The organism is Streptomyces sp. T028 (assembly GCF_048159505.1).
GTDB lineage: Bacteria > Actinomycetota > Actinomycetes > Streptomycetales > Streptomycetaceae > Streptomyces.
The window spans coordinates 236,778-260,375 of record NZ_JBLRVZ010000001.1 but is presented as its reverse complement, the minus strand read 5'-3'; the positions used below and the strand labels follow the sequence as shown (position 1 = coordinate 260,375).

At 69.3% G+C, this 23,598-nt stretch carries 23 protein-coding genes; 10 read left to right on the top strand and 13 right to left on the bottom strand.

Going from position 1 to position 23,598, the window contains the following annotated elements:
- The first annotated feature begins 62 nt into the window (after positions 1–62).
- Entirely contained in the window at positions 63–1,181 is a 1,119-nt protein-coding gene (gene serC / locus ACLZN2_RS01340) for a phosphoserine transaminase (RefSeq protein WP_416976435.1), read from the top strand.
- A gap of 152 nt (positions 1,182–1,333) precedes the next feature.
- On the opposite strand, the gene ACLZN2_RS01335 is transcribed toward serC, so the two are convergent.
- From ACLZN2_RS01335 to ACLZN2_RS01320, 4 genes are all read right to left on the bottom strand, one after another.
- Positions 1,334–2,941 carry an alpha/beta hydrolase gene (locus tag ACLZN2_RS01335; RefSeq protein ID WP_416976434.1) on the bottom strand — a complete coding sequence of 536 codons (1,608 nt, stop codon included), beginning with the start codon at positions 2,939–2,941 and terminating at the stop codon, positions 1,334–1,336.
- A gap of 248 nt (positions 2,942–3,189) precedes the next feature.
- On the bottom strand, positions 3,190–4,737 hold the full coding sequence (locus ACLZN2_RS01330) for a cellulase family glycosylhydrolase (protein WP_416976433.1): 1,548 nt from the start codon (positions 4,735–4,737) through the stop codon (positions 3,190–3,192).
- A 161-nt stretch (positions 4,738–4,898) separates the two neighbouring features.
- On the bottom strand, positions 4,899–5,450 hold the full coding sequence (locus ACLZN2_RS01325; protein WP_416976432.1) for a hypothetical protein: 552 nt from the start codon (positions 5,448–5,450) through the stop codon (positions 4,899–4,901).
- A 305-nt stretch (positions 5,451–5,755) separates the two neighbouring features.
- A complete protein-coding gene (locus tag ACLZN2_RS01320; protein ID WP_416976431.1) occupies positions 5,756–6,814 on the bottom strand; it encodes a WD40 repeat domain-containing protein in 1,059 nt (352 codons plus the stop codon).
- A gap of 99 nt (positions 6,815–6,913) precedes the next feature.
- Between ACLZN2_RS01320 and ACLZN2_RS01315 the strand changes: the two genes are divergently transcribed.
- Positions 6,914–7,588, top strand: coding sequence for an SGNH/GDSL hydrolase family protein (locus ACLZN2_RS01315; protein WP_416976430.1), 675 nt, complete (start codon positions 6,914–6,916; stop codon positions 7,586–7,588).
- Here the strand turns inward: ACLZN2_RS01315 and ACLZN2_RS01310 are convergent.
- The gene (locus tag ACLZN2_RS01310; protein ID WP_416976429.1) at positions 7,552–8,328 is read right to left on the bottom strand and encodes an aminoglycoside adenylyltransferase family protein; all 777 of its coding nucleotides are present in this window, start codon (positions 8,326–8,328) and stop codon (positions 7,552–7,554) included. The genes ACLZN2_RS01315 and ACLZN2_RS01310 overlap by 37 nt on opposite strands.
- An 89-nt stretch (positions 8,329–8,417) precedes the next feature.
- Here ACLZN2_RS01310 and ACLZN2_RS01305 point away from each other — a divergent pair, with 89 nt between their 5' ends.
- The gene (locus tag ACLZN2_RS01305; RefSeq protein ID WP_416976428.1) at positions 8,418–9,014 is read left to right on the top strand and encodes a Uma2 family endonuclease; all 597 of its coding nucleotides are present in this window, start codon (positions 8,418–8,420) and stop codon (positions 9,012–9,014) included.
- A 49-nt stretch (positions 9,015–9,063) separates the two neighbouring features.
- The gene (locus ACLZN2_RS01300) at positions 9,064–10,053 is read left to right on the top strand and encodes an aldo/keto reductase (protein WP_416976427.1); all 990 of its coding nucleotides are present in this window, start codon (positions 9,064–9,066) and stop codon (positions 10,051–10,053) included.
- A gap of 150 nt (positions 10,054–10,203) precedes the next feature.
- On the opposite strand, the gene thpR is transcribed toward ACLZN2_RS01300, so the two are convergent.
- Positions 10,204–10,776 (bottom strand): RNA 2',3'-cyclic phosphodiesterase, encoded by a 573-nt coding sequence (thpR, locus tag ACLZN2_RS01295; RefSeq protein ID WP_416976426.1) that lies wholly within the window; start codon positions 10,774–10,776, stop codon positions 10,204–10,206.
- Positions 10,777–10,871: 95 nt separating this feature from the next.
- Between thpR and ACLZN2_RS01290 the strand changes: the two genes are divergently transcribed.
- Complete coding sequence (locus ACLZN2_RS01290) at positions 10,872–11,459, top strand: Uma2 family endonuclease (protein ID WP_416976425.1); 588 nt, start codon at positions 10,872–10,874, stop codon at positions 11,457–11,459.
- 17 nt (positions 11,460–11,476) lie between these two features.
- On the opposite strand, the gene ACLZN2_RS01285 is transcribed toward ACLZN2_RS01290, so the two are convergent.
- Positions 11,477–12,856 (bottom strand): MFS transporter, encoded by a 1,380-nt coding sequence (locus ACLZN2_RS01285; protein ID WP_416976424.1) that lies wholly within the window; start codon positions 12,854–12,856, stop codon positions 11,477–11,479.
- A gap of 28 nt (positions 12,857–12,884) precedes the next feature.
- A complete protein-coding gene (locus ACLZN2_RS01280) occupies positions 12,885–13,322 on the bottom strand; it encodes a MarR family winged helix-turn-helix transcriptional regulator (protein ID WP_055636008.1) in 438 nt (145 codons plus the stop codon).
- Between the two features lie 151 nt (positions 13,323–13,473).
- On the opposite strand from ACLZN2_RS01280, the gene ACLZN2_RS01275 reads away from it, so the two are divergent.
- Complete coding sequence (locus ACLZN2_RS01275) at positions 13,474–13,656, top strand: ribbon-helix-helix protein, CopG family (RefSeq protein ID WP_416976423.1); 183 nt, start codon at positions 13,474–13,476, stop codon at positions 13,654–13,656.
- 25 nt (positions 13,657–13,681) lie between these two features.
- Here the strand turns inward: ACLZN2_RS01275 and ACLZN2_RS01270 are convergent, their stop codons facing one another.
- Positions 13,682–15,133 carry an NCS2 family permease gene (locus tag ACLZN2_RS01270; RefSeq protein WP_416976422.1) on the bottom strand — a complete coding sequence of 484 codons (1,452 nt, stop codon included), beginning with the start codon at positions 15,131–15,133 and terminating at the stop codon, positions 13,682–13,684.
- Between the two features lie 117 nt (positions 15,134–15,250).
- Between ACLZN2_RS01270 and ACLZN2_RS01265 the strand changes: the two genes are divergently transcribed.
- Both ACLZN2_RS01265 and ACLZN2_RS01260 read left to right on the top strand, forming a co-directional pair.
- A complete protein-coding gene (locus ACLZN2_RS01265) occupies positions 15,251–15,589 on the top strand; it encodes a DUF2530 domain-containing protein (protein WP_416976421.1) in 339 nt (112 codons plus the stop codon).
- Between the two features lie 114 nt (positions 15,590–15,703).
- Entirely contained in the window at positions 15,704–18,070 is a 2,367-nt protein-coding gene (locus ACLZN2_RS01260) for an HAD-IC family P-type ATPase (RefSeq protein ID WP_416976420.1), read from the top strand.
- A gap of 60 nt (positions 18,071–18,130) precedes the next feature.
- On the opposite strand, the gene ACLZN2_RS01255 is transcribed toward ACLZN2_RS01260, so the two are convergent.
- The 4 genes from ACLZN2_RS01255 to ACLZN2_RS01240 form a co-directional block, all read right to left on the bottom strand.
- Positions 18,131–18,943 (bottom strand): hypothetical protein, encoded by an 813-nt coding sequence (locus ACLZN2_RS01255; RefSeq protein ID WP_416976419.1) that lies wholly within the window; start codon positions 18,941–18,943, stop codon positions 18,131–18,133.
- A gap of 41 nt (positions 18,944–18,984) precedes the next feature.
- The gene (locus tag ACLZN2_RS01250; RefSeq protein WP_416976418.1) at positions 18,985–19,917 is read right to left on the bottom strand and encodes a hypothetical protein; all 933 of its coding nucleotides are present in this window, start codon (positions 19,915–19,917) and stop codon (positions 18,985–18,987) included.
- Positions 19,918–20,448: 531 nt separating this feature from the next.
- On the bottom strand, positions 20,449–20,940 hold the full coding sequence (locus ACLZN2_RS01245; protein WP_416976417.1) for a hypothetical protein: 492 nt from the start codon (positions 20,938–20,940) through the stop codon (positions 20,449–20,451).
- Between the two features lie 15 nt (positions 20,941–20,955).
- Positions 20,956–22,407, bottom strand: coding sequence for a hypothetical protein (locus tag ACLZN2_RS01240; RefSeq protein ID WP_416976416.1), 1,452 nt, complete (start codon positions 22,405–22,407; stop codon positions 20,956–20,958).
- A 196-nt stretch (positions 22,408–22,603) separates the two neighbouring features.
- Between ACLZN2_RS01240 and ACLZN2_RS01235 the strand changes: the two genes are divergently transcribed.
- A complete protein-coding gene (locus ACLZN2_RS01235) occupies positions 22,604–23,014 on the top strand; it encodes a hypothetical protein (RefSeq protein ID WP_416976415.1) in 411 nt (136 codons plus the stop codon).
- A 391-nt stretch (positions 23,015–23,405) separates the two neighbouring features.
- Positions 23,406–23,555, top strand: a complete 150-nt coding sequence (gene fxlA, locus ACLZN2_RS01230) for an FxLD family lanthipeptide (protein ID WP_416976414.1) — start codon at positions 23,406–23,408, stop codon at positions 23,553–23,555.
- Positions 23,556–23,598: the final 43 nt, after the last annotated feature.

Below are 23,598 nucleotides of genomic sequence, written 5' to 3'. Positions count from 1 at the left end.
ACACCGTCTCACCCGACGGACGAGGTTTCGCCGAGGTTTCCCCCACCCGATAACCTCCCCCCGTGGCTGAGATCCAGATTCCCTCTGACATCAAGCCCGCCGACGGACGTTTCGGCGCGGGCCCCTCCAAGGTGCGGACGGAGGCGCTGGACGCCCTCGCCGCCACCGGCACCTCCCTCCTCGGCACCTCCCACCGCCAGGCTCCCGTGAAGAACCTGGTCGGCAAGGTGCGCGAGGGCATCTCCGAGCTGTTCTCCCTCCCCGAGGGCTACGAGGTCATCCTCGGCAACGGCGGCTCCACCGCGTTCTGGGACGTCGCGACCCACGGTCTGATCGAGAACAAGTCGCAGCACCTCACGTTCGGTGAGTTCAGCTCGAAGTTCGCGAAGGCCGCCAAGCTCGCCCCGTGGCTGGCGGAGCCCACGGTCGTCTCCTCCGACCCGGGCACGCACCCCGAGCCGCAGGCCGAGGCGGGCGTGGACGTCTACGCCTTCACCCACAACGAGACCTCCACCGGCGTCGCGGCCCCGCTGAAGCGCGTCGCGGGCGCCGACGAGGGCGCGCTCGTCCTGGTGGACGCCACCTCCGGAGCGGGCGGCCTCCCGGTCGACATCACCGAGACGGACGTCTACTACTTCGCCCCGCAGAAGTCCTTCGCCTCCGACGGCGGCCTGTGGATCGGCGTGTTCTCCCCGGCGGCGATCGAGCGCGCCGAGCGGATCCACGCGTCCGGCCGCCACATCCCGGAGTTCTTCTCGCTCCCCACGGCGATCGACAACTCGCGCAAGAACCAGACGTACAACACGCCGGCCCTCGCCACGCTCTTCCTGCTGAACGAGCAGCTGGAGTGGATCAACGGCCAGGGCGGTCTCGCCTGGTCCACGGCCCGTACGAAGGACTCCTCGACCCGCCTCTACACCTGGGCGGAGGAGTCGAAGCACGCGACGCCGTTCGTCACCGACCCGGCCAAGCGTTCGCAGGTCATCGGCACGATCGACTTCTCGGACGAGATCGACGCCGCCGCGATCGCCAAGGTGCTGCGCGCCAACGGCGTCGTCGACACCGAGCCCTACCGCAAGCTCGGCCGCAACCAGCTGCGCGTCGCGATGTTCCCGGCGATCGACCCGGCGGACGTCGAGGCGCTCACGCACTGCATCGACTACGTGATCGAGAAGCTCTGATCGCTCTCGAAGTGACGCAAGAGTAGTGACGCGAGAGTCTCAGCGACACGCCGTCTGCACGGCGTGTCGCTGAGACTGAGCCCACACAATCGGCGCCCACGGCCCTCACGGCACCCACGGGGCGCCCTTGCTCAGCGGTGGGTCCGCTCGGTTCAGCCTCGGATGCCGACCAGCCCGTGCAGGGTGTCGGCGGGCGTCGCGCCGGCCGTCTCCCGCGTGGTCAGGGCGGTGGTCGCCGTGCTCGCCGGCACGGGGTCGGCGAGCTTCTTGCAGACCGCGTCGGCCACGCCGCTGCCGTGCGGGACCGTGCCGTCGGTGAGGTACTTGACCAGGTACTTGTCGAGGCACGCGTTGCCGCTCAGCGAGATGCCGTGGTTGCCGCCGCCCTGCTCGACGACCAGGCTGGAGTGCTTGAGCAGACGGTGGACGGTGACGCCGCCCTGGTACGGGGTGGCCGCGTCGTCCGTCGCCTGGAACAGCAGCACCGGCGGGAGCTTGCTGTTGGCGACGTTCACCGGCTTCAGCGACTTGGTGGGCCAGTAGGCGCACGGCGCGTTGTACCAGGCGTTGTTCCAGGCCATGAACGGGGCCTTCTCGTACACGGCCCAGTTGTCCTTGCGCCACTGCTTCCAGTCGCGCGGCCAGGAGACGTCACGGCACTGCACGGCGGCGTAGACGCTGTAGCCGTTGTCGCCGGAGGCGTCGATGCTCGCGAAGTTCTGGTACGCCTCGACCAGCGGGGCGGAGTTCTTGTCGTTCACGTAGGCGGCGAACGCCGAGGCGAGGAACGGCCAGTAGCCGTTGTAGTAGCCGCCGGGGAGGAACGTGTCCTCCAGCTCGGAGGCGCCCACCTTGCCGCCGGCCGGCGTCTTGGCGAGTTCGGCCCGCATCGCGTACCACTTGGCCTCGATCGCGGCCGGGTCGGTGCCGAGCTTGTACGTGCTGTCGTACTTGGCGATCCACGCCATCAGCGCCTTGTGGCGGGCGTCGAAGGCGTAGTCCTGGGAGATGTTGGCGTCGTACCAGACCCCGTTCGGGTCCACGATCGAGTCCAGGACCAGGCGGCGCACCCGGGTCGGGAAGAGCTTGGCGTAGACCTGGCCCAGGTAGGTTCCGTAGGAGTAGCCGAAGTAGTTGATCTTCTTGGCGCCGAGCGCCTTGCGGATCTGGTCCATGTCCTTCACGGCGCTGACCGTGTTGATGTACGGCAGGACGTCCGCGTACTTCGTGCCGCAGGCCTTGGCGAAGGACTTGGCGCGCGCGAGGTTGGCCTTCTCGATCGCGGCGGTGCTGGGCACGGAGTCCGGGCGGACCGGGTTGAAGTAGCCCGGCTTGCAGTCCAGGGCGGGCTTGGACTTGCCCACGCCGCGCGGGTCGAAGCCGATGACGTCGTACTGGGACGCGACCGCCTTGGGCAACGAGGACGCGACGAACCCGGCGAGTCCCAGCCCGCTGCCGCCGGGGCCACCGGGGTTGACCAGCAGGGGGCCCTGGTACTTCCGCGCGGTGTGCGGGACGCGGGACAGGGCCAGGGTTATCTTCCGGCCCTGCGGCTTGGCGTAGTTGAGCGGCACCTTCACCGACCCGCACTGCAGCGTCGGGTAGTCGTCCGTGGCGCACTTCTTCCAGGTGACCTTCGCGACCTGGGTGGCCAGAGGTGCCTGCGCGGTCTGCGAGCCGGCGGCCTCGGCGGGGACGGCCGTGAGGCTCCCGGCGAGCACGACGGTCGCGCCACACAGCACGGCTGTGCTTCTTCTCATGAACTTCCTTCACACCATGGGGGGTTCGACAGGACCGCAAGCTTCACGATCCTGGCCGGATCCTTCCGAAGAAGCACGGCGGTATGAAGGTTTTCGGCGGAAGATTTGGAACTTGTTTGATTTGAGGGGCGCCTGACAGGCAGCGGAAAGCTGCCACAACGTCAGGACACAGACTCAGGACACAGACTCAGGAGTCGACTCGACGGGGTGCCGGTCACGCACTCTGCGCATGACCGGCCACCGCGTTCTCAGGTCGCCGTACAGCTCACGCTCGGCACCGCCCCGCCCCCGGGCGCGCCCCCGAAGCCGAAGCTCGCCGAACCGCCCACCGGGATCGAGCCGTTGTGGGAGGCGTTCGCGGCGGTCACGGTCGTACCGCTCTGGGTGTACGAGGCGTTCCAGATGTTGGTGATCTGCTGGGAGCCGCTCCAGGTCCAGGTGACCTTCCAGGAACCGATCGCGGTCGTCCCGGTGTTGGTCACCTTCACCTCCGCGTTGAAGCCGCTGCCCCAGTCGCTGCTGACGGTGTAGGCGGCGGAACAGACGGCCGTGCTCCCGCCGCCTCCCCCGCCTCCGCCTCCGCCGCCCGTGGAAGGGAAGCCCGGTGCCTTCACGCTCGCCAGGTAGCCGTCCTTCACGGTGTCCACGGTCTGCCAGTCGTCCTTCAGGATCCCGCCCGTGTCACCGGAGTTGGGGTTCCAGGACCAGAACGTCCAGTGGAAGGAGTCGGCGCCGTACGTCGAGGTGGGGCGGAGGTAGCTCACCAGGGCCGCCAGCCACTGCTGGTCCACCGTCGAGGCGAGCGTCGTACCGAACTCGCCCACCCACACGGGCGCGATGTTCTGCTTGAAGATGTAGCCCCAGTACTTGTCCCAGATCCCCGGCATGTTGGCCGGGAACGTCGGGTCGCTGAACCAGCTCTGCTGGGCCACGCTCGTGGCGTAGTCGTGGGCCGAGTAGACGACCCGGTTCGCGACGTTCAGCTGCACCGCGTACTGCGCGACGCCCATCAGGTTGCCGCCCCACCAGCCGGAGACGCCGTTGAAGGACTGGACGCCCTCCACGAAGATCAGCAGCTCGGGGTTGACGGAGAGGACCGCGTTCCCGGCACGCTGGGCGGCCAGCCGCCAGTCCGTCGCCGTGTCGCCGCAGCCCCAGCAGGCCGGGTCGTGCGGCTCGTTGTGCAGATCGATGCCCACGACCGTGTCCTGACCGGCGTAACGGGTCGCCAGCGTCTTGAGGTTGGCGATCCACGTCGACTCGGGGACCGCGGACGTGTACCAGAGGGCGGACTGGCCGCCGGCGTCCGGGCGGTGCCGGTCGAGGATCACCTTGAGGCCGTCCTGACCGGCGTACGAGACGATCCTGTCGAGGATGCCCAGGGAGTTCAGCCCCTGCAGATCCGCGTTCTTGCCGCTGCTGAAGTCGATGCTGTTGGGGACGGTCGAGCTCTTGAAGATGTCGTCGCTGTACGGGATGCGGATCGTGTTGTAGCCCAGCGACTTCATCTGGTCGATCATGCTCTTGTAGTCGCGGGACCACAGGCCGTGGACGACGTAGTTGCCGGTCTCGAAGCCGAACCAGTTGATCCCGGCGATCCGGACCGGCTGCCCGGCCTCGTCCAGGATCTGCCGGCCGCTGGTGTGCCAGTAACCTGCACCGGCGTCAGCGGCTGCGGCTGCGGGTGCGGGTGCGGCTGCGGGTGGTGCCGCGTCGGCGGACTGCGCGCCCGCCGCCAGGGGGAGCAGCAGGGCCGCGGCGGCGGCGCACAGCGCTCTGCGGAGGTTGCGGAACATGGCGTTGCTTCCTCTCGGGGGCGGCGCGGGCCCGGAACATATGGGAGCGCTCCCACACACCGCGCACCACCCAGGAAACTGACACTGCATGAGCGCGTCAAGGAGGGCGGCGGCACCTGGGGGCTGTGCCGCCGTACCTCTGCCCGACGACCGGCACCGAGTCAGGGACTGTCGGGATTCTCGATGAGGTTGAGCAGGGCGGCGATGTCGTTGATCTCCCCGTCACCGGTGATGAGCGCGGCGACCTTGACGAAGGTGATCGGGTGCGGGGGGACGATCGGGCCGGGCGGGTAGAACGGGCTGATCTGGAGGAAGGTCGGGGTGACGATCACGGGCGAGACCGGGTCCGGCGGCCAGGCGGCCACGTCGTTGTCCGCCCCGACGAACCAATACGTCCCGCCCGTCGTCTGCCCCACGCCGGTCGTCGGGCCCAGCGCGCTGATGAACTGGGCCGTGCCGCCGCCGCCCGGGTTCGTCCTGGTGATGACGGTGACGGCGAGGCTTCCAGTGATGTCGATCTTCTCGCTGGCACCCGTGATCTCGCCGCTCAGCGGCAGGTTGGCGGTGCGCACATGCAGGGCGGGCAGGGCGGTGGCACCGGCCGGCGGGGCGGTGGTGAGGGCCAGCGGGACGGTCAGTCCCAGGGCGGCGACGAGCAGGAACAGCTTGCGGGCGGTGAGTTTCCTTGCGGCACGTATGGCATGACCGCGCATCGGGTCTCCCAAGGGGTGAGAGCCTGTGTCATATCCCCGGCCGGATCAGCGCGCGGCGTCTGGTGCGTGCGATCGCAAGGCGCCGGAGCGCCCTCGTGGCGGAGCCACGTGGGCGTTTCGGCAACGCCGCGAGCGTGCGTGCCAGGCGTCGCGCGCCCGGCCGGGGATATGACACAGGCTCTGAGAGCGGGACCGCGTTCCGAGTCCGCCCCCGTCCCGCGGGGACACCTCAGCCTGACCGGGCGGCCGTACGCGTGTCGCGCCGGGCGGGGCGGACGGGTGACACCGCCTCACCACGGGGACGCTCAGCTACGGCGGAGCAGTCGGCGGAAACCGAAGAAGGCGGCGACGACCGCGGCCACGGCGAGGGCGGCGAACTTGACGTTGCCGGTGGTCACCGAGGAGCCGGAGGAGTCGGAGGCGGAGTCCGAACCGCCCTTGCCCGAAGGGGATTCGGAGGCCGAGCCGCCGTCGGGGGCGTCCTCCGCGACCACGGAGCTCCCGGTGCCCTCGGTGCCGTACATGAGCTTGCTGCCGTCGGCCGAGTAGCTGACGGACTCCCCCTGCCGCTGCAACGGCACGTCGAGCCGGCCCTCGCGCTCGATGTCGCCGCCGTTCCAGTCGTAGGAGATGCCACCGAAGTAGCCGCGTACGGCGAGCTGGGTGCCGTCCGGGGAGAAGGCGGCGTCGGTGGCCCACAGGTCGACGGTGGCGGCGGGCTTGAAGACGTTCGTCCCCGAGGCGGAGAGCTGGGCGGGCCCTTCGTAGAGGTGCCCGCCGTCCTCGTGCTTGTCGATGATGTAGACGCGCCCCGTCCTGGGGTGGACGACCATCGACTCGGCGTCACGGGACCCGTCCGAGTACTTCACGACGTACTGCGTGGCGCGGATGGTCTGGTCGGTGAGGTTCTTGGGCTCGGGCAGCTGATAGATCCACACGTAGGGCCAGGTCACACCGTCGTTGTCGCCGATGTCACCGACGTAGATCTGGTTGTCGGGCCCGATGGCGACGGCCTCGACGTCCCGCTGCTGCCCCACACCGCTCAGGGTGATCCGCGCGACGGTCTCGCCGGTACCGCTGTCGACGGCGTAGAGATAGCTGCCGCTGTCCTGGTCGTTGTGCGTCCAGTAGATGCCGGGGTGCTGACGGGAGGCGGCGAGGCCGCTGGACTCGGTGATGCGCGGATCCTCGATGGTGAAGCCGTTGTTCCCCTTGTCCGCCTTGTCGTCGGCGGCGGAGGCGGGCACGGCGGAGGCGCCCACGAGGAGGGTCGCGGCGATGAGGGCCCCGGCTCGGGCGGCGATGAGGGCCCCGGCTCGGGCGGCGATCAGGGCCCCGGCTCGGGCGGCGAAGGGTCGGCGCATGCCCTCAAGCCTGCCATCCCGCCCGGACGTTCCGTCGCCGTGGCCGGTGTCACACGCCACGCGCGCCCGTGGGCCGCCATGATCCCTCATCATGAGCGGATGCTCAGGTTCATGCCCGTAGGCGACTCGATGACGATCGGCAGCGCGGGCGAACACACGTGGCGCCACCGCTTGTGGCAGCACCTGTGCGCGACGTACGGCGGGCCGTTCACGCTGGTCGGCCCGCGCGAGACGCTCTACGACAAGATGGCGGACGCCCCGACGTCGTACGCGTACGCCGACCCCGCCTTCCCGCGCGCCCATCTGGCCGGCTGGGGCGAGGGCTGGCTGCACATGGCCCCCCTCATCGCCGACGCCGTCCGCACCTCACGGGCGGACGTCCTGCTCGTCTCCCTCGGCCTGATCGACCTCGGCTTCTACACGAACGCCGAGCAGACGGCGCAGAACGCCCGCGCGTTCGTGGCCGAGGCCCGCTCGGCCAACCCCCGGATCCGTATGGTCTGGCTGCCGGTGATACCGAACGTCCGCGCCTCCGACGACCCGGACTTCGGGACCCAGGTCGCCCTCTTCAACGAGCTGCTGGCGAAGACCGCGGCGGACCTGGACGAGCCGACCTCGCCCATCCTGCTGGCCTCGGTCCCGGAGGCCTGGGACATCCACACCGACACCTACGACGGCACCCACCCCAACGCCCGCGGCGAGCACCGGCTGGCGGAGGCCTTCGCGGAGGCCATGCATCAGGGGTGGGGGCTGGGCGGCGAGTACGACGCCTGAGCCGACTCGGCGGCCAGGTGTTCGGCGCAGGGCAGGATGCGGTCCCGCAGATCGTCCCACCCCTCCCCCGCCTCCCCCAGGTAGATCGCCCGCGCCCGCTCCAGCACCGGCCGGTACTCCGCCGGCAGCCGGGGCAGCACCCAGTCGGCGGCGGTGTCCTTGGACCGTACGGCGCCGGTGGCGAGGGTGGCGCGGATCCGGGCGAGGGTGAGCAGCACGTTGCGGGTGTCGTGCTCCAGGTCGGCCATCAGCTCCGGGATCCCGGCGGTGATGCCCCGCACCAGGTCGTCGTACGGCACGGCGTCCAGCACCTCGGCGGGCGGGGGGCCGTACACCGGCGCGTCGCCGAGCAGGGTCATGGTGAGGAGGGGCGCGAGGTCGGGCATGGCCTTGGGCGCCGGAACGGTCCCGTTCTCGTAGTCGCCGCGCAGCCAGTCGCCGTAGAGGAAGTCGCAGACGGGCGGGTAGCGCCAGGGCCGCACGTCCGACTGCACTACGGCGATCAGCTCGACGTACCGCCGCCCGTCCCGCCCGGAGATTACGAGCAACTCGTCGAGCAGCGCGCGCCGTTGAGCGTCCGTCAGCGACTCCCGTACGACGACCAGCACATCGACGTCACTGTGCGGCCGCAGCCCGCCGAGGACGGCGGAACCGTGGAGGTAGACGCCGAGGAGGGTGTCGTCGCCGAGGGTGCGGCGGACTGTCTCGACCAGGTGCTGAGTAGTGGGTCCGTCTGGCATATGCGCGCCCCCCGTGTCCTGGTGACCATGCGTATCGTTGTACTGCGCGGCTGCACTCGTCCATGGGGGCAGCCGGGGAGGAGCGCCAGATGACCGTCCTGGACGACAGGATCGAGATCGACATGGCCGACGAGAACACCAAGCCCTTGGACGAGTGGTTCGAGCGGCTTGAGCGACTGCCCGTCCCCGAGGGATACAAGGTTGAGATCGTCGGGGGCAACATCTTCATGACTCCGCAGCGGGACATCCACTGGGAAACCATTCGCGAGATCCTCTGGGCCCTCGAGGACCACTTCGGAAGGCGGTCGTCGCGGGTCTTCACGGACGTCCGCGTCGATTTCCCCGGCCACCTGAACGGCTTCTGTCCCGACGTGGCCAAATTCCGCGAGGGAGCGACGAAGGACGAAGAGGGCCGCTGGCGGTACGAGGACATCGAGTTCGTCGGAGAGGTCATCTCGAAGGGGACGGCGCCCAACGACTACGGCCCCAAGAAGACGGCCTACGCGGTCGCCGAGATCCCGGTGTACCTCATCGCCGACCCCTACAAGCGCAGGTGCACCGTCTACACGGAGCCCAAGGACGGCGACTACCGGAGCGAACTCCGCGTCGACTACGGCACCGATGTGGACATGACCACCACCGCGCTCGGTCTCATCCTCAAGACCGACCACTTCCCCAGCGACTGACCGATCAGCCCTTGCCTGGAGCGCACTCCAAGACGTTGGCTTGTGCTCCATGAAGTACACGCAGCTCGGACGTACCGGACTCAAGGTCAGCCGACTCGTCCTCGGCACCATGAACTTCGGCCCGCAGACCGACGAAGCCGACTCCCACGCGATCATGGACTCGGCGCTGGACGCGGGCATCAACTTCTTCGACACCGCGAACGTGTACGGCTGGGGCGAGAACAAGGGCCGTACCGAGACGATCATCGGCAACTGGTTCGCGAAGGGCGGCGAGCGGCGCGACAAGGTCGTCCTCGCCACCAAGGTGTACGGCAACATGGCCGCCGACGGCGAGGCCTGGCCCAACCACGACAAGCTGTCCGCCGTGAACATCCGGCGCGCGGTCGACGCGTCGCTCAAGCGGCTGCAGACGGACCACATCGACCTCTACCAGTTCCACCACATCGACCGCTCCACTCCCTTCGAGGAGATCTGGCAGGCCGTCGACGTGCTGGTCCAGCAGGGCAAGATCCTCTACGCCGGGTCGTCCAACTTCCCCGGCTACAAGATCGCCCAGGCCAACGAGACGGCGGCCCGGCGCGGGTCCTTCGGCCTGGTCAGCGAGCAGTGCCTCTACAACCTCGCCGAGCGCCGCGCCGAGATGGAGGTCATCCCGGCGGCCCAGGACTACGGCCTCGGCGTCATCCCCTGGTCGCCGCTGCACGGCGGGCTGCTGGGCGGGGTCATCAAGAAGGAGGCCGAGGGAGGCCGCCGCGCTTCGGGCCGCGCCGCCGACTCACTCGCCACGCCCGCGATCCGCTCCCAGATCCAGGCCTACGAGGACCTCCTCGAGAAGCACGGCCTGGAACCCGGCGAGGCCGCCCTGGCCTGGCTCCTCACCCGCCCCGGCGTGACGGGCCCGATCGTCGGCCCGCGTACCGCCGAGCAGCTCGACTCGGCTCTACGGGCGGTCGAACTGGAGCTGAGCGAGGAGCTCCTGGAGGGCCTGGACGAGATCTTCCCGGGCCCGGGCCCGTCCCCGGAGGCCTTCGCCTGGTAAATCCGGGGCTGCAGGTTCTTTCCAGGGGCGCGGGGCTTTATCCCCCGCGCCCTACTTACCAAGCGCCGCAGCCAACGCAACGACAACGAACATCAGAACAAGCGCACCGGCCATGATCCGGTTCCGGGTCTTCGGGTCCACGCGTCGAGCCTAACCGGCCCCGCCGAGAGCCCATCGCCCGACCGGCTCATAGCGGGGCTGTTCCCCCCGCACCCCGGACCTCGGCAGATGGCTGCGCACCAGCACCAGCTCCTCCACGGTCCAGGTCCGCCCCCGGAACCCGTGCAGCGCCTCGACGTACGGCCGTACGTCCACCGCGTCCCGGCTGCGGGCCAGCGTGAGGTGGGCCTTGTAGCGGCGGTGCTCCCCCATGTCCAGGCCGGCCTTGCGCGCCGCCGCCTCCGCCCGGTCGGCCAGGAGCCGCAGCGCCGGCACATCCCCGTCCGCCCCGACCCACAGGGCCCGACCGTGCCCGAACTGTCCCCCGCCCCGCACGGCCAGCTCGAAGGGCGCGCCACGCCGGGCGGTCCGCTCCAGCCGTGCCGACAGTTCCGGTACGACGCCGTCGTCGACCTCGCCGTAGAAGGCCAGGGTGAAGTGCCACCCGGGGCGGCCGGTCCAGCGCAGCCCCTCCGCGCCGGGCAGCCCGCGCAACTCCGCGACTTCGGCGGCGAGTTCGTCAGCGACGTCGGCGGGAGGCAGCACGGCCGCGAAGAGTCTCATGGGACCAGTCTGCCGGGCGTGTCCCGGTCACCGTGCGTATCGTTGTACCGCGCGGCGGCACTGGTCCATCGGGGTCGCCGGGGAGGAGCGCCACCATGACCGTCCTGGACGACAGGATCGAGATGGCCGAGAGCGGTGAAGAACTCACACTCGACATGATGTTCGAGTGGCTGGAGAAGATGCCCATCCCCGAGGGATACAAGACGGAGATCGTCCGGGGGAGCATCAGTATGACGCCGCAACGGGACACTCACTGGGAGATCATCTTCAACATCTTGACCCAGTTGCACGCCAAGTACCCCCGCCGACGGCTGAAGTCCGACGTCCGCATCGACTACCCCGGACACCTCAACGGATTCGCGACCGACGTCACACTGCTGGCCGAGGACGCGCAACCGGACGCCAGGCGCCGCTGGAGCTGTGAGGACGTGGAACTCGTCGCCGAGGTGATCTCCAGGGACACCGCTCACAACGACTACGGGCCGAAGAAGCTCGCCTACGCCGCCGCCGATGTACCGGTGTACCTGATCGTCGACCCCTACAAGGGCAAGTGGTACCTGCACACCTTGCCGAAGGACGGCGAGTACCACGGCGAGGTGTGCTTCGACTTCGGCGACGAGATCGACCTGACCGGCACCGTCGTCGGCCTCGTCCTCAAGACCGACGACTTCCCCCGCGACTGACGCCGCCGCCGGTCACGTCACCCCACCGTGGCCAGCTCTCCCTTCTCCCGCGGCACGAACCGCACCCGGGGGTGCCCGTGGTGCCAGCCGACCGACAGGCGCAGATTGCCGACGCGGGCCAGGACCAGGCCGATGACGACCGCGGCAGCCGTGGCGATCGCGCCGCCCACCGCGAGGCCGGCGCGGACGCCGTACGCGTCGGTGATCCAGCCCGCTATCGGAGCGCCGACGGGCGAGCCGCCGAGGAACACCATCATGTAGAGGGCCATGACCCGGCCGCGCATGGCGGGGTCGGTGCCCATCTGGATGCTGGTGTTGGCGGTGACGTTGATCGTCATGCCGAACATGCCGATCGGGGCCATGAACAGGGCGAACAGCCACAGCGAGGGGGCCGTCGCGGCGAGGATCTCCATCGCGCCGAACAGCACCGCCGCCCCGATCATCACCCGCATCCGGGCCGTGCCTCGCCGCGCGGCGAGAAGAGCGCCGGCCAGGGAGCCGACCGCCATCAGCGTGTTGAAGAGGCTGTAGGAGCCCGCGCCGGCGTGGAAGACGTCGTCGGCGAAGGCGGAGAGGTAGACGGGGAAGTTGAAGCCGAAGGTGCCGACGAACCCGACCAGGGTGATCGTCCAGATCAGGTCCGGGCGGCCGGCGACATAGTGCAGTCCCTCTCTCAGCTGGCCCTTGGCGCGCGGGGCGCGCTCGACGGCGTACAGCTCGCGGGCGCGCATCAGCAGCAGGCCCGCTATGGGTGCCACGAAGGACAGGCCGTTGAAGAGGAAGGCCCAGCCGGTGCCGACGCCGGTGATCATCAGGCCGGCGACGGCGGGGCCGACGAGCCGGGCGGACTGGAAGTTCGCGGAGTTCAGACTGACCGCGTTCTGCAGCTGCTCGGGGCCGACCATCTCGGAGACGAAGGACTGGCGGGCCGGGTTGTCGACGACCGTGGCGAGGCCGACGGCGAAGGCGGCGAGGTAGACGTGCCAGACCTGGACATGGCCGGAGAGGGTGAGGGCGGCGAGCGCGACGCCGGTGACGGCCATCGCGGACTGGGTGACCAGCAGGGTGCGGCGCTTGGGCAGGCGGTCGACGAGGACACCGCCGTAGAGGCCGAAGAGCAGCATCGGCAGGAACTGCAGGGCCGTCGTGACGCCGACGGCCGTGGCGGAGCCCGTGAGGCTCAGGACCAGCCAGTCCTGCGCTATGCGTTGCATCCAGGTGCCGATGTTCGAGACGACCTGGCCGGCGAAGAACAGGCGGTAGTTCCTGACCCTCAGCGAGCTGAACATCGAGGAGCGGGAGGAGCGGGAGGATCCGGAGGGTCTGTGAGAGGGCTGACGGGTGGTGTCGGGGGTGGTCGGTGCGGGGGCGGAGTCTGCTCCGGGTCCCGTACTCAACAGGGTTCGCCTCCTCGGGTACTGCGGCTTACAGGTGTGCGAGCTTCTCCAGCACGGGGGCGGCGGCGCGCAGTTTCGCCCACTCGTCCTCGTCGAGGCCGTCGACCAGGGTGGCCAGGAAGGCGTTCCGCTTGCGGCGGCTCTCCTCGAGCATGGCCTCGGCCTGCTCGGTCTTGGTGACGACCTTCTGGCGCCGGTCCTCGGGGTGCGGCTCCAGCCGGACCAGGCCCTTGGCCTCCAGCAGCGCCACGATGCGGGTCATCGAGGGGGGCTGGACGTGCTCCTTGCGGGCCAGTTCGCCCGGGGTGGCGCTGCCGCAGAGGGAGAGGGTGCCGAGCACCGACATCTCGGTGGGGCTCAGCGACTCGTCGACCCGCTGGTGTTTGAGCCGGCGGGAGAGCCGCATCACTGCGGACCGGAGCGCGTTCACGGCGGCCGCGTCGTCGCCATGCGTGAGGTCAGGCATCTCTTTAGGGTAACTCATTACTCTGACTAAACAAGCTGGGGCGCGCCAAGATTCCCGTGACCCCGGCCACGGAAACCCCGTCGTCACTCGAACGAGTGAGACGTGCGCGGAAAGTCACTGACGTACGGCGCGGGCCCGCGACCCTCGACTCATGGGGACCACTGTGCTCAGCCTGCGGATAGACGGGGAGCTGCTCGAACGGCTCCGGCAGCATGCCGCCAAACGCGGAATGAGCGTCCAGGACTATGTCGTCCAGACGCTCATTCGCGATGACTTCGACCAGCGCTTCCAGTCGGCCGTCGACGAGACCGAGAAGTTCTACGGGCTCACCTGAGCCGACCGGTAGAACCCCGGTCAGGTCACGTCAGACCGAGGGCCGGCATCAGGTAGTAGAACGTGAAGACCGCCGCGACCACGTACATCGGGGCCGGGATGTCCCGGGACCGGCCCGCCACCAGGCGCAGCAGCACGAAGGTGATGAAGCCCATGCCGATACCGTTGGTGATGGAGTAGGTGAACGGCATCATCACCATCGTGATGAAGGCCGGGACGGCGATCGTGTAGTCGGCCCAGTCGATCTCCTTGACCGAGTTCGCCAGGATCATGAAGCCCACCGCGAGCAGCGCGGGGGTGGCGGCCTGGGACGGGACCATCGTGGCGACCGGCGTGAGGAACAGCGCGACGGTGAAGAGGCCGCCCGTGACGAGGTTCGCGAAACCGGTGCGGGCGCCCTCGCCGACCCCGGCCGTGGACTCCACGAACGCGGTGGTGGCCGAGGAGGAGCCGGCGCCACCGGCGGCGACGGCGAGACCGTCGACGAAGAGGACCTTGTTGATGCCGGGCATCTCGCCCTTGGCGTCGGTCAGCCCGGCCTCGTCGGAGACGCCCATGATCGTGCCCATCGCGTCGAAGAAGCACGACAGCAGGACCGTGAAGACGAACAGGACGCCGGTCAGCACGCCGACCTCGCCGAAGCCGCCGAACAGGCTGACCTCGCCGATGAGTCCGAAGTCGGGGGTGGCGACCGGGTTGCCGGGCCACTCGGGGGTGGTCAGACCCCAGGACGGGACGTCCGCGACCGCGTTGATGATCAGCGCGAGGACCGTCATGGCGACGATCGAGATCAGGATCGCGCCCGGCACCTTGCGGACGATCAGGGCGAGGGTGAGCAGGGCGCCCAGAACGAACACCAGGACCGGCCAGCCGAGCAGATGGCCGTCGGCCCCGAGCTGCAGCGGGACCGTGGTGTGGGCGGCGTCCGGGATCCGGGAGACGAAACCGGAGTCGACCAGACCGATCAGCATGATGAACAGGCCGATACCGATCGAGATCGCCTTGCGCAGTCCGAACGGGACCGCGTTCATCACGCGCTCACGCAGACCGGTCGCCACCAGCAGCATGACGACGAAGCCGGCCAGCACGACCATGCCCATGGCGTCCGCCCAGGACATCCGTGGGGCGAGCTGGAGGGCCACGACCGAGTTCACACCGAGGCCCGCCGCCAGCGCGATCGGCACATTGCCGATGACGCCCATGAGGAGCGTGGTGAAGGCCGCGGTGACACAGGTGGCGGTGACGAGCTGACCGTTGTCCAGCTGATGCCCGTACATGTCCTTCGCGCTGCCGAGGATGATCGGGTTCAGCACGATGATGTACGCCATCGCGAAGAAGGTGGCGAAACCGCCCCGGATCTCGCGGGGCAGGGTGCTGCCGCGTTCGGAGATCTTGAAGTAGCGGTCGAGTGCGCCGTAGGCGGGCCTGGCTCCCGGCTGTTCAGGGGCGGGGACCTTGGCGGGGGCCGAGGTGGGCATGTATTCGGTGTTTCCTACGAAGAGAAGCGGTCAGGCTCAAACCGTTTCAGTATGAACATATAAAGTTGGGATCGGTAATCTCCGCGCGTAGATGTGACCACCTCGTAAGCTGTCCCCATGGCGAAGTGGACACCCAAGCATGAGGCGCCGGAGCCCCTGGAAGGGCCCGTGGTCCCGGTCATCACCGGCGGCACGATCATCTGGTTCGTCCTCTTCCTCGCACAGCTCCCCTTCTACGGCTGGTTCGACGACCACGGCCATCTGTGGTGGCTGTGGACCTGCCTGGCCGGGGGCGCGCTGGGCCTGCTCGGCATCCGGATCACGCGGCGACGGGACGCGGCGATCAAGCGGGCGGAGGCGGCGGCAGCGCAGGCGGAGGCCGACACCGGATCCGACACCGGATCCGACTCCGGCTCCGGCTCCGAGAGGTCGGCCCAGCAGGCTCCCGCCGAGTAGCCGTACACCCCGTACAACCGGCGTACTACCCCCGGTCCGTCCTGGTCCTCCCCAGGTCGGATCTTCGGCATCTTCGGGGGGTGAACCCCCAAATCCGCACGTACCGTCGATTCCATGACCGATATCGACGCGACCGCCACCGTGCCGGCGGCGACCGGGCTGACCGCCGCCGAGGTCGCGGAGCGCGTCGCACGCGGTCAGGTCAACGACGTCCCCGTACGCAGCAGCCGGTCCATCGGCGAGATCGTCCGGGCGAACGTGTTCACCCGGTTCAACGCGATCATCGGTGTCCTGTGGCTGATCGTGCTGGTCGTCGCGCCCTTCCAGGACGGCCTCTTCGGGTTCGTCATCCTCGCCAACACCGGGATCGGCATCATCCAGGAGTGGCGGGCCAAGCAGACCCTGGACTCCCTCGCCGTCATCGGGGAGGTCCGGCCGACCGTGCGCCGCGACGGGGTGGCGGTCCAGGTGGCCACCTCCGACCTCGTCCTGGACGATCTCGTGGAGTTCGGCCCCGGGGACAAGGCCGTCGTCGACGGGGTGTGCGTCGAGGCGGACGGGCTGGAGATCGACGAGTCGCTGCTCACCGGTGAGGCCGACCCGGTGGTCAAGCGGCCCGGTGACCAGGTCATGTCCGGCAGTTTCGTGGTGGCCGGCGGCGGCGCCTTCCGGGCGACCAGGGTGGGACGCGAGGCCTACGCCGCCCAGCTCGCCGAGGAGGCGTCCCGGTTCACCCTCGTCCACTCCGAGCTGCGCTCCGGCATCTCCACCATCCTCAAGTACGTGACGTGGATGATGATCCCGGCCGCGATCGGCCTGATCGTCACCCAGCTGTTCGTGAAGAACAACGACCTCAAGGAATCCATCGCCCGGATGGTCGGCGGGATCGTCCCGATGGTCCCGGAGGGGCTGGTCCTGCTCACCTCCGTCGCCTTCGCGATCGGCGTGATCCGCCTTGGCCGGAAACAGTGCCTGGTCCAGGAGCTGCCCGCCATCGAGGGGCTCGCCCGCGTCGACACCGTCTGCCTGGACAAGACCGGCACCCTCACCGAGGGCGGCATGGACGTCACCGAGCTGCGCACGCTCGACGGCGCCGACGAGACGTACATACGCAAGGTGCTGGGCGCGCTCGGCGAGTCCGACCCGCGCCCGAACGCGTCCCTGCGGGCGATCATCGACGCCTACCCGGACGCCGAGGAGTGGCGCTGCACCGAGTCCCTCCCCTTTTCCTCCGTCCGCAAGTACAGCGGCGCCACCTTCAGCGAGGGCAACGGCGAGAGCAGTACGTGGCTGCTGGGGGCGCCGGACGTGCTGCTGGAGGACGGCGCCCCCGCCCTCGCCGAGACCGGGCGGCTCAACGAGCAGGGTCTGCGGGTGCTGCTGCTCGCCCGGACCGTCCGCGACCTGGACGATCCCGACGTCGCCAAGGCGGCGGGGGCGGTCGCCCTCGTCGTACTCGAACAGCGGCTGCGGCCCGACGCGGCGGACACCCTGCGCTACTTCGCCGAGCAGGACGTCCGCGCCAAGGTGATCTCCGGGGACAACGCGGTGTCGGTGGGGGCGGTGGCCGCCAAGCTGGGGCTCCAGGGCCGTACGGTCGACGCGCGGCGGCTGCCCGGGGAGCGCGAGGCGATGGGCGCGGCCCTCGACGAGGGCACGGTGTTCGGGCGGGTCACCCCGCAGCAGAAGCGGGACATGGTCGGGGCGCTGCAGTCCCGGGGGCACACGGTCGCGATGACCGGCGACGGCGTCAACGACGTGCTCGCCCTCAAGGACGCGGACATCGGCGTCGCGATGGGGTCGGGGTCGGAGGCGACCCGGGCCGTCGCGCAGATCGTGCTGCTGAACAACAGCTTCGCCACCCTGCCGTCGGTGGTGGCGGAGGGACGGCGGGTGATCGGCAACATCACCCGGGTGGCGACCCTGTTCCTGGTGAAGACGGTCTACTCGGTGCTGCTGGCGATGCTGGTCGTGTTCTGGCAGGTGGAGTACCCCTTCCTGCCCCGGCACGTGACGCTCCTGTCCACCCTCACCATCGGCGTCCCGGCCTTCTTCCTCGCCCTCGCCCCCAACAAGGAACGCGCCCGGCCGCACTTCGTCCGGCGTGTGATGCGGTACTCGATCCCGGGCGGGGTGGTGGCGGGGGTGGCCACATTCGTGACGTATCTGGTCGCCCGTCACTACTACAGCGGGGCCGGTGCGTTGGAGGCGGAGACCAGTGTCGCCACGCTCACGCTGTTCCTGATCTCGATGTGGGTGCTGGCGATCGTGGCCCGGCCGTACACGTGGTGGCGGGTGCTGCTCGTCGCCTCCATGGGGGCGGCGTTCTTGCTTGTGCTGGTGGTGCCCTGGCTGCAGGACTTCTTCGCGCTGCGGCTGGTGGGGATGACCATGCCGTGGATCGGGGTGGGGGTCGCGGGGGTGGCCGCGGTCGGCCTGGAGGGTGTGTGGAGGTGGGTCGACCGCCGTTTTCCCGTCTAGCGCGAGGACGGCCGCCCCCGGTGGCTCCGGGGGCGGCCGTCCGCTTCTTACTGTTCTGCCTTACTTCACGTCGATGAAGTCGGCGGCGGAGTTGACCGGCGCGGTCGTGGTGGTGCCGGCGAAGACGTAGCGGAAGTAGCCGTCCGCCGTCGCCTTGACCGTGGTCTTCAGGGTGCCGGTGGAGCTGCTCTTGATGGTCTTGACCGTGGTGTAGGCGGTCGCGCCCTTCTTCTTGAACTGCAGCTTCACCGACTGGGACGCGTAACCGGCGTTCTTGTTGGTGTCCCAGTTGGCGCGCGCCAGCTTGCCGGTGACCGTGATGGTCTTGCCCTTCTTCACCGGCTCCGGGGTGGCGTTGGTGGTGAGGGTGGCCTTGCGGAGGACCTTGGTGGTGCCGAGGCCGGTCTGCCACTTGAAGTCGTCAGTGCTGGCGGCGTCGTTGGGGACGGCGAGGGCACCGACCTTCCACGTACCGGCCTGGCTGTTGGCCAGGTCGTCGTACGCGCTGCTTTCGGTGGGCCGGAACTGGATCTTCGCGGTGCACTTGAGGACCGTCGAGGAGGACGCGGTGCAGGTGCCCGGGTCGTCGCCGAAGATCATGTCGGCCCTCTCGTTGAGAGCGGTGCCCCGGTACAGGATCGGGCCGTTCTCGAAGGAGCTCGTGCTGAGGTCCGCGGGCTTGGTCAGGGTGTACGAGACACTGACGGTGACCTTGGCCGAAGGACCGACCACGATGTTCTTCCCGCCGTTGACCTTCATGCTGGAGAAGGTGACGTCGGGCGCCGCCGTCGGGGCGGCCTGGGCGGCCGGAACGGCGACGGCGGAGAGGGCGACAGCGCCGAGTACGGCGGTCACCGAGGCGCGGATGCGCATGTTGTTCCTCGGGTGGAGAGAAGTACGGATGGCTGGGTTGCTCACTTGACGTCGACGAAGTCACCCGCGGTGGTGACCGCCGGGGTCGTCGAGGTGCCCGCGAAGCTGTAGCGGAAGTAACCGTCCGCCGACGCCTTGACCGTGGTCTTGAGGGTGCCGGTGGAGCTGGTCTTGATGGTCTTCAGGGTGGTGTAGGTGGAGCTGCCCTTCTTGCGGAACTGCAGCTTCACCGGCTGGCCCGTGTAGCCGTGGTACTTGTTGTCGTCCCAGTTGGCGCGGGACAGCTTGCCCGTGACGGTGATGGTCTTCCCCTTCTTCACCGGCTCGGGGGAGGCGTTGACGGTCAGCTTGGAGTAGCGCTGGAGCTTGGTGGTGGCGAGCTTGTCCTGCTCGGCGTAGCCGACCTTGGTGATGTCGATGTCGTCGCTGAACGGGTCCTGGTCGTTCCAGTCGATGACGTACCCGGCCGCCTTCCACGTGGTGGCGTCGGCGTTGGACAGCTCCTCGCCCGGCAGGATGTCGATGGTGCCCTTGCAGTTGGCGACCGTCGTCGTCACCGCGGTGCAGGTCGGCCAGTCGTCCCCGATCAGGACAGGGGCGTTCGTGTCGGTGAAGGAACCCCTGTAGATGTAGACGTCCATCCAGACGTTGTCCGCGTTGAGGTCGAGGTCTTCGGGGTGCGTGACCTTGTAGGTGACCGGAACGGTGACCTTGTTGCTGGTACCGGCGACGATCGGCTTGCCGCTGTTGACCTTCACGCTGGAGAAGGTGACGGCCAACGGGTACGGCTCGTCGGCGGCGGCCGTCGTGCCGGTGAACGCGGTGTTGCCCGAGGCGGCCCGGTGCAGCGCCTGAGCGGCGGCGAGGAAGTCCGCCTTGCTGGGCGTGTCGCCCGCGGCCTGGGCGGCCGGAACGGCGAGAGCGGAGAGAGCCAGGGCGCCGGTGACGGCGGCCACGGTGGCACGGATGCGCATGCAATCCCCCGGTGAAGAAAGGACCCTGACGGTGGGCGTTCCCCTACGGCTCGTCTCGGACAGGGCCCAAGTTGGTGAAGCCTGTTGGCTTATGAGGTCAGATCCGCGACGGGTGTGAATAGTTGTACGAAGTGATGAAGATTTTCTGACGAACCCTCTGCCGGCCCTCGTTGCGCCCCCCTGAACCGGACCTCAGATTGGAGATCGCGGATTGAGCTACCCCTTCGAGTGCGACGGCAGGACTGTGTGGGACGCGGTCTACCACAGCGGAAGGTTGTTCGTTTTGGCTGGGAACAGACCAGCCCCAGGGGTTGCAGGACCGCATCCGTGCCGCCATCCCCCACGTGACAGGCGCCGAGGAATTCACCGCCTACCTCGAAGCTGGTGGCATCCAGGTCCAGGTCCGCGCGGCCCATCAGGAGACCTCCCCGTCCAGCACCTCCAGACAGCCGCCGAGCGCCCTCGCCCCGACGCTCGCCGAACTCACGCTCGGCCACCCAGGGATCAAGCCCGCAGCGGACGGCGTAGCGCTCAGCCTCGGCGGGCGGCGCCGTCCGGCCACACCACGTCCACGGGGATACCCGCCGCCTGAGCTTCAAGGACCGTGTCGGCCGTCCCGCCGCCCTTGCCAGTAGGGGGTTCGCCGTTCCATACGGCGACGAGGCGGTCCGCGCGTTCGATGAGGACGGCGTTGGCGGCCTCGTACGCCTGTCGGTTGGCTGTTTCGTGGGGGAGGACGAGGGCCTCGGCGGCGGCTTCGAGGAGGTGGTCGAAGAGGGGGGCGTGGTCGGGCTTGACCTTGTTCTGGCGGTAGTCCTGGGAGGGGATGATGACCGTCAAGCGACCGCCGGCGGCGAGGACGGCCTCGGCGAAGAGGGAGTCGGAGCCCTTGGCGATGCAGGAGACGCCGACGAGGTCGCCGTTTTTGGCGTACTGCTTGAGCAGGTCGTCCAGGGCGGTACGGATCAGAGGGATGGTGTCCTCGGTCAGGTCCATGTGCCCGGTCACCGCGATGGTCGTCACGGTCGCGTACCCCTTTCAGGTCGAGAGCAGGTCGCGGATCCTATCGCGGGCCTCGCGCACGGGCCGGGCCGCGCCGTTGCCCACGGTGTACGGGTAGAGCTCGCTGAGCTGGGCGCGCACGCGGCTGGAGCGGGTGGCGCGCGCCGCGTCCACCGCGCGGTGGGTCTCCTCCACGGCGCCGGTGAGGTCACCGAGCAGGAAGTGGCACTGGGCCAGGCCGATGCGGTCCAGGGCGTGGCTGCGGCCGGCCTCGGAGCCGCGCTGGGCCAGGGCCTGGCGGATTTCCGTGGCTGCGGGTTCGGCGTGCTGTTTGGGGTTCCGGCGGGCCAGGTCGAGGAGGCGTCCGCCGGTGGTGCCGGCGAGTTCGGCCTCGTCGAAGTAGGCGATCCAGTACGGCTCTTCGCCCGGCTTGGCATCAGCCAACGCCTCGGCTGCCTGGACGGTGGCCCGCTGGAAGGCCGCGGTGCGGCCCATCGCCGCGTACGCCCATGCCTCCCGGGTGTGGAGCATGGCGCGCACCTTCGGGCCGGCGATGTGCCGGGCGCCGTCCTGGGCGAGGCGGATGAGTTCGAGGGCGTCCTGCGGCTGGTCGCGGCAGAGCATCTGGCGGGCCATGCCGGCCAGGACGTTGACGCCGAAGACCCTGTCGTCGCCGGCGTGGGAGGCACGCAGGGCGAGCAGGTAGTAGTTCTGGGCGCGGCGTTGAAGACCGGTGTCCCACGCCATGGTGGCTGCCGTGCCCGCCAGTTGGGCCATCACCTGGTACAGGCGCTGTTCGACCTGGGGTGTCTGATGTTCATCGAGGTGGGCGGCAACCTCGCTGAGCTGTCCCAGGACGGCCTTGCGGCGCAGACCGCCGCCGTACTTGTGGTCCCAGGCACGGAAGGCGCGAGCCGTGGACTCCAGTTCCTCGACCTCCCGTGCGCCGAGCTGTCCGCGACGGCGTGGTCGTGCCGCGGCGGCTGCGGGCTGGAGCCATCCCTCCAGAGGGTCGAGCAGGGCGGCGCCGGTGATGGCGGCCCCGGCCAGAGCGCGGGTCGCGGCGCGTCGGTCCATCACGAGATCGCTCCTCGTCAGGTTCGCGGCCAGGTCCACTGTGGCATCCGGCCGCCACGGGACCTCATCGGTGCTGGGCCGCTCGGCGCCCGGCTCCGGCGGGCGATCCTCCTGGACCAGCCGGGTCTCCCAAGCACGCGGGGCGAGTCCGAGAAGGTGGCCGGGGATGCGGAGTCCGTCGGAGATACGGCAGATGACCTCGAAGCTGGTGACCTGTTGCTGGCCGCTGATGATCGTGGAGACCTTGCCCGGGGTGAGGTGGCAGGCGGAGGCGATGCGGTTCTGGGACAGGCCGCCGTACTTCTTGATCAGGGCAAAGGCGGCTGCGAAGTCGTGCTCTGCCAAGGCTCGGCGGACATCCTCGCGTTCGAGGAGGTCGGGAGCGAGCGGGCCGGGGGTGGTGGCGTCCATGGGGCCAACTTCCGGATCGATCGTAGGCGCGATCAAGCTTCGCACGAAGCCGGGAACGAGTGTATTCCCGCCTCGGGAACACCCGCTGGTCATACCGCAGTTGCCCACGCCCGGCGACGCTTGGTGAGCACCTGGGCCTCGTCGGTGACTGATCCGAAGGTTCGGGCGATCAGGTACCAGCGGATGGAGGAGAGCCATGGCCACGCACTCACAGCAGCCCTGCCTGCCCCGGGCGACCTGGGCGAGGCGGCTGAGCCGGCCGATACTCTTCGCCGCCGGCCAGGACTGGGACGCCATCCGTGTCGAGGCCGCCATCGCCGTACGGGCGGTGCGTTTCCTCGAAGCCTCCGGCACGCCCGTGGGGCCGGTGTTGCACGACCGGGGCAACGGCCAGGCGTACTTCCTCACGCCGCCCGGCACCGCGCAGAGATGGCAGCAGGAGCAGACCCTCGCGCTCGGCGAGGGGGCGTGGGTCGTGCTGGCGCCACCGGGTTGGGAGGACGGGCTACTGCGCTGGGTGAGCGATCCGGCTGACGGCCCCGCGCACACGGCAGCCGGCGACCTCACCATCGCGTTGACCGTCGCGGCAGGTGGGGAGACCTGCTGATGATCCCGTGGATCTGGGCATGCCGAGGGGCGGCTGTGATGGGGCGGGCGGTGGGCCGGCTGGCCCGTTTCACAGGACCGCTCCTGATCGTGATGGTCTCCGCGTCCTGCGGCTTCATGATCGGAGTCGCGGTTTCTATCGCCTCGCCTTCCCCCTGAACTCCCGCTCTCTCTGCCGGTGACCGTACTCCCCTTCAACGGTTCCCCCAGCCGCATGGTCCCGGCAGAGAGCGGCCACCAGCCCACCCAGGGATGGCAGCCTTCGGCGCCCCCGAACGCGGTATCCGCGCAGCCAGCTGCACACAAGTTCAGCGCAGCCGGGTGCGGGGGTCCTGCGCTCCCCCGTCCACGCTTCCCGTGGGCGGCCCAACCACCCCTTCGGAGGTACTCGAATGGCAACCGCGACGACCGAGACGGCGCCGATCATCGGCGACGACTGGCAGCTCACCATCACGATCACGGACTCGCCGGTGCCCGTGGCCGAGGACTGCGACACCAGCGACGGCTGCGAGTCCACCTGCGCCTCCTCCTGCACGAGCTGACCCACCCATCGCGACCGGTGCGGGCCGGACTCACTCCCCGGCC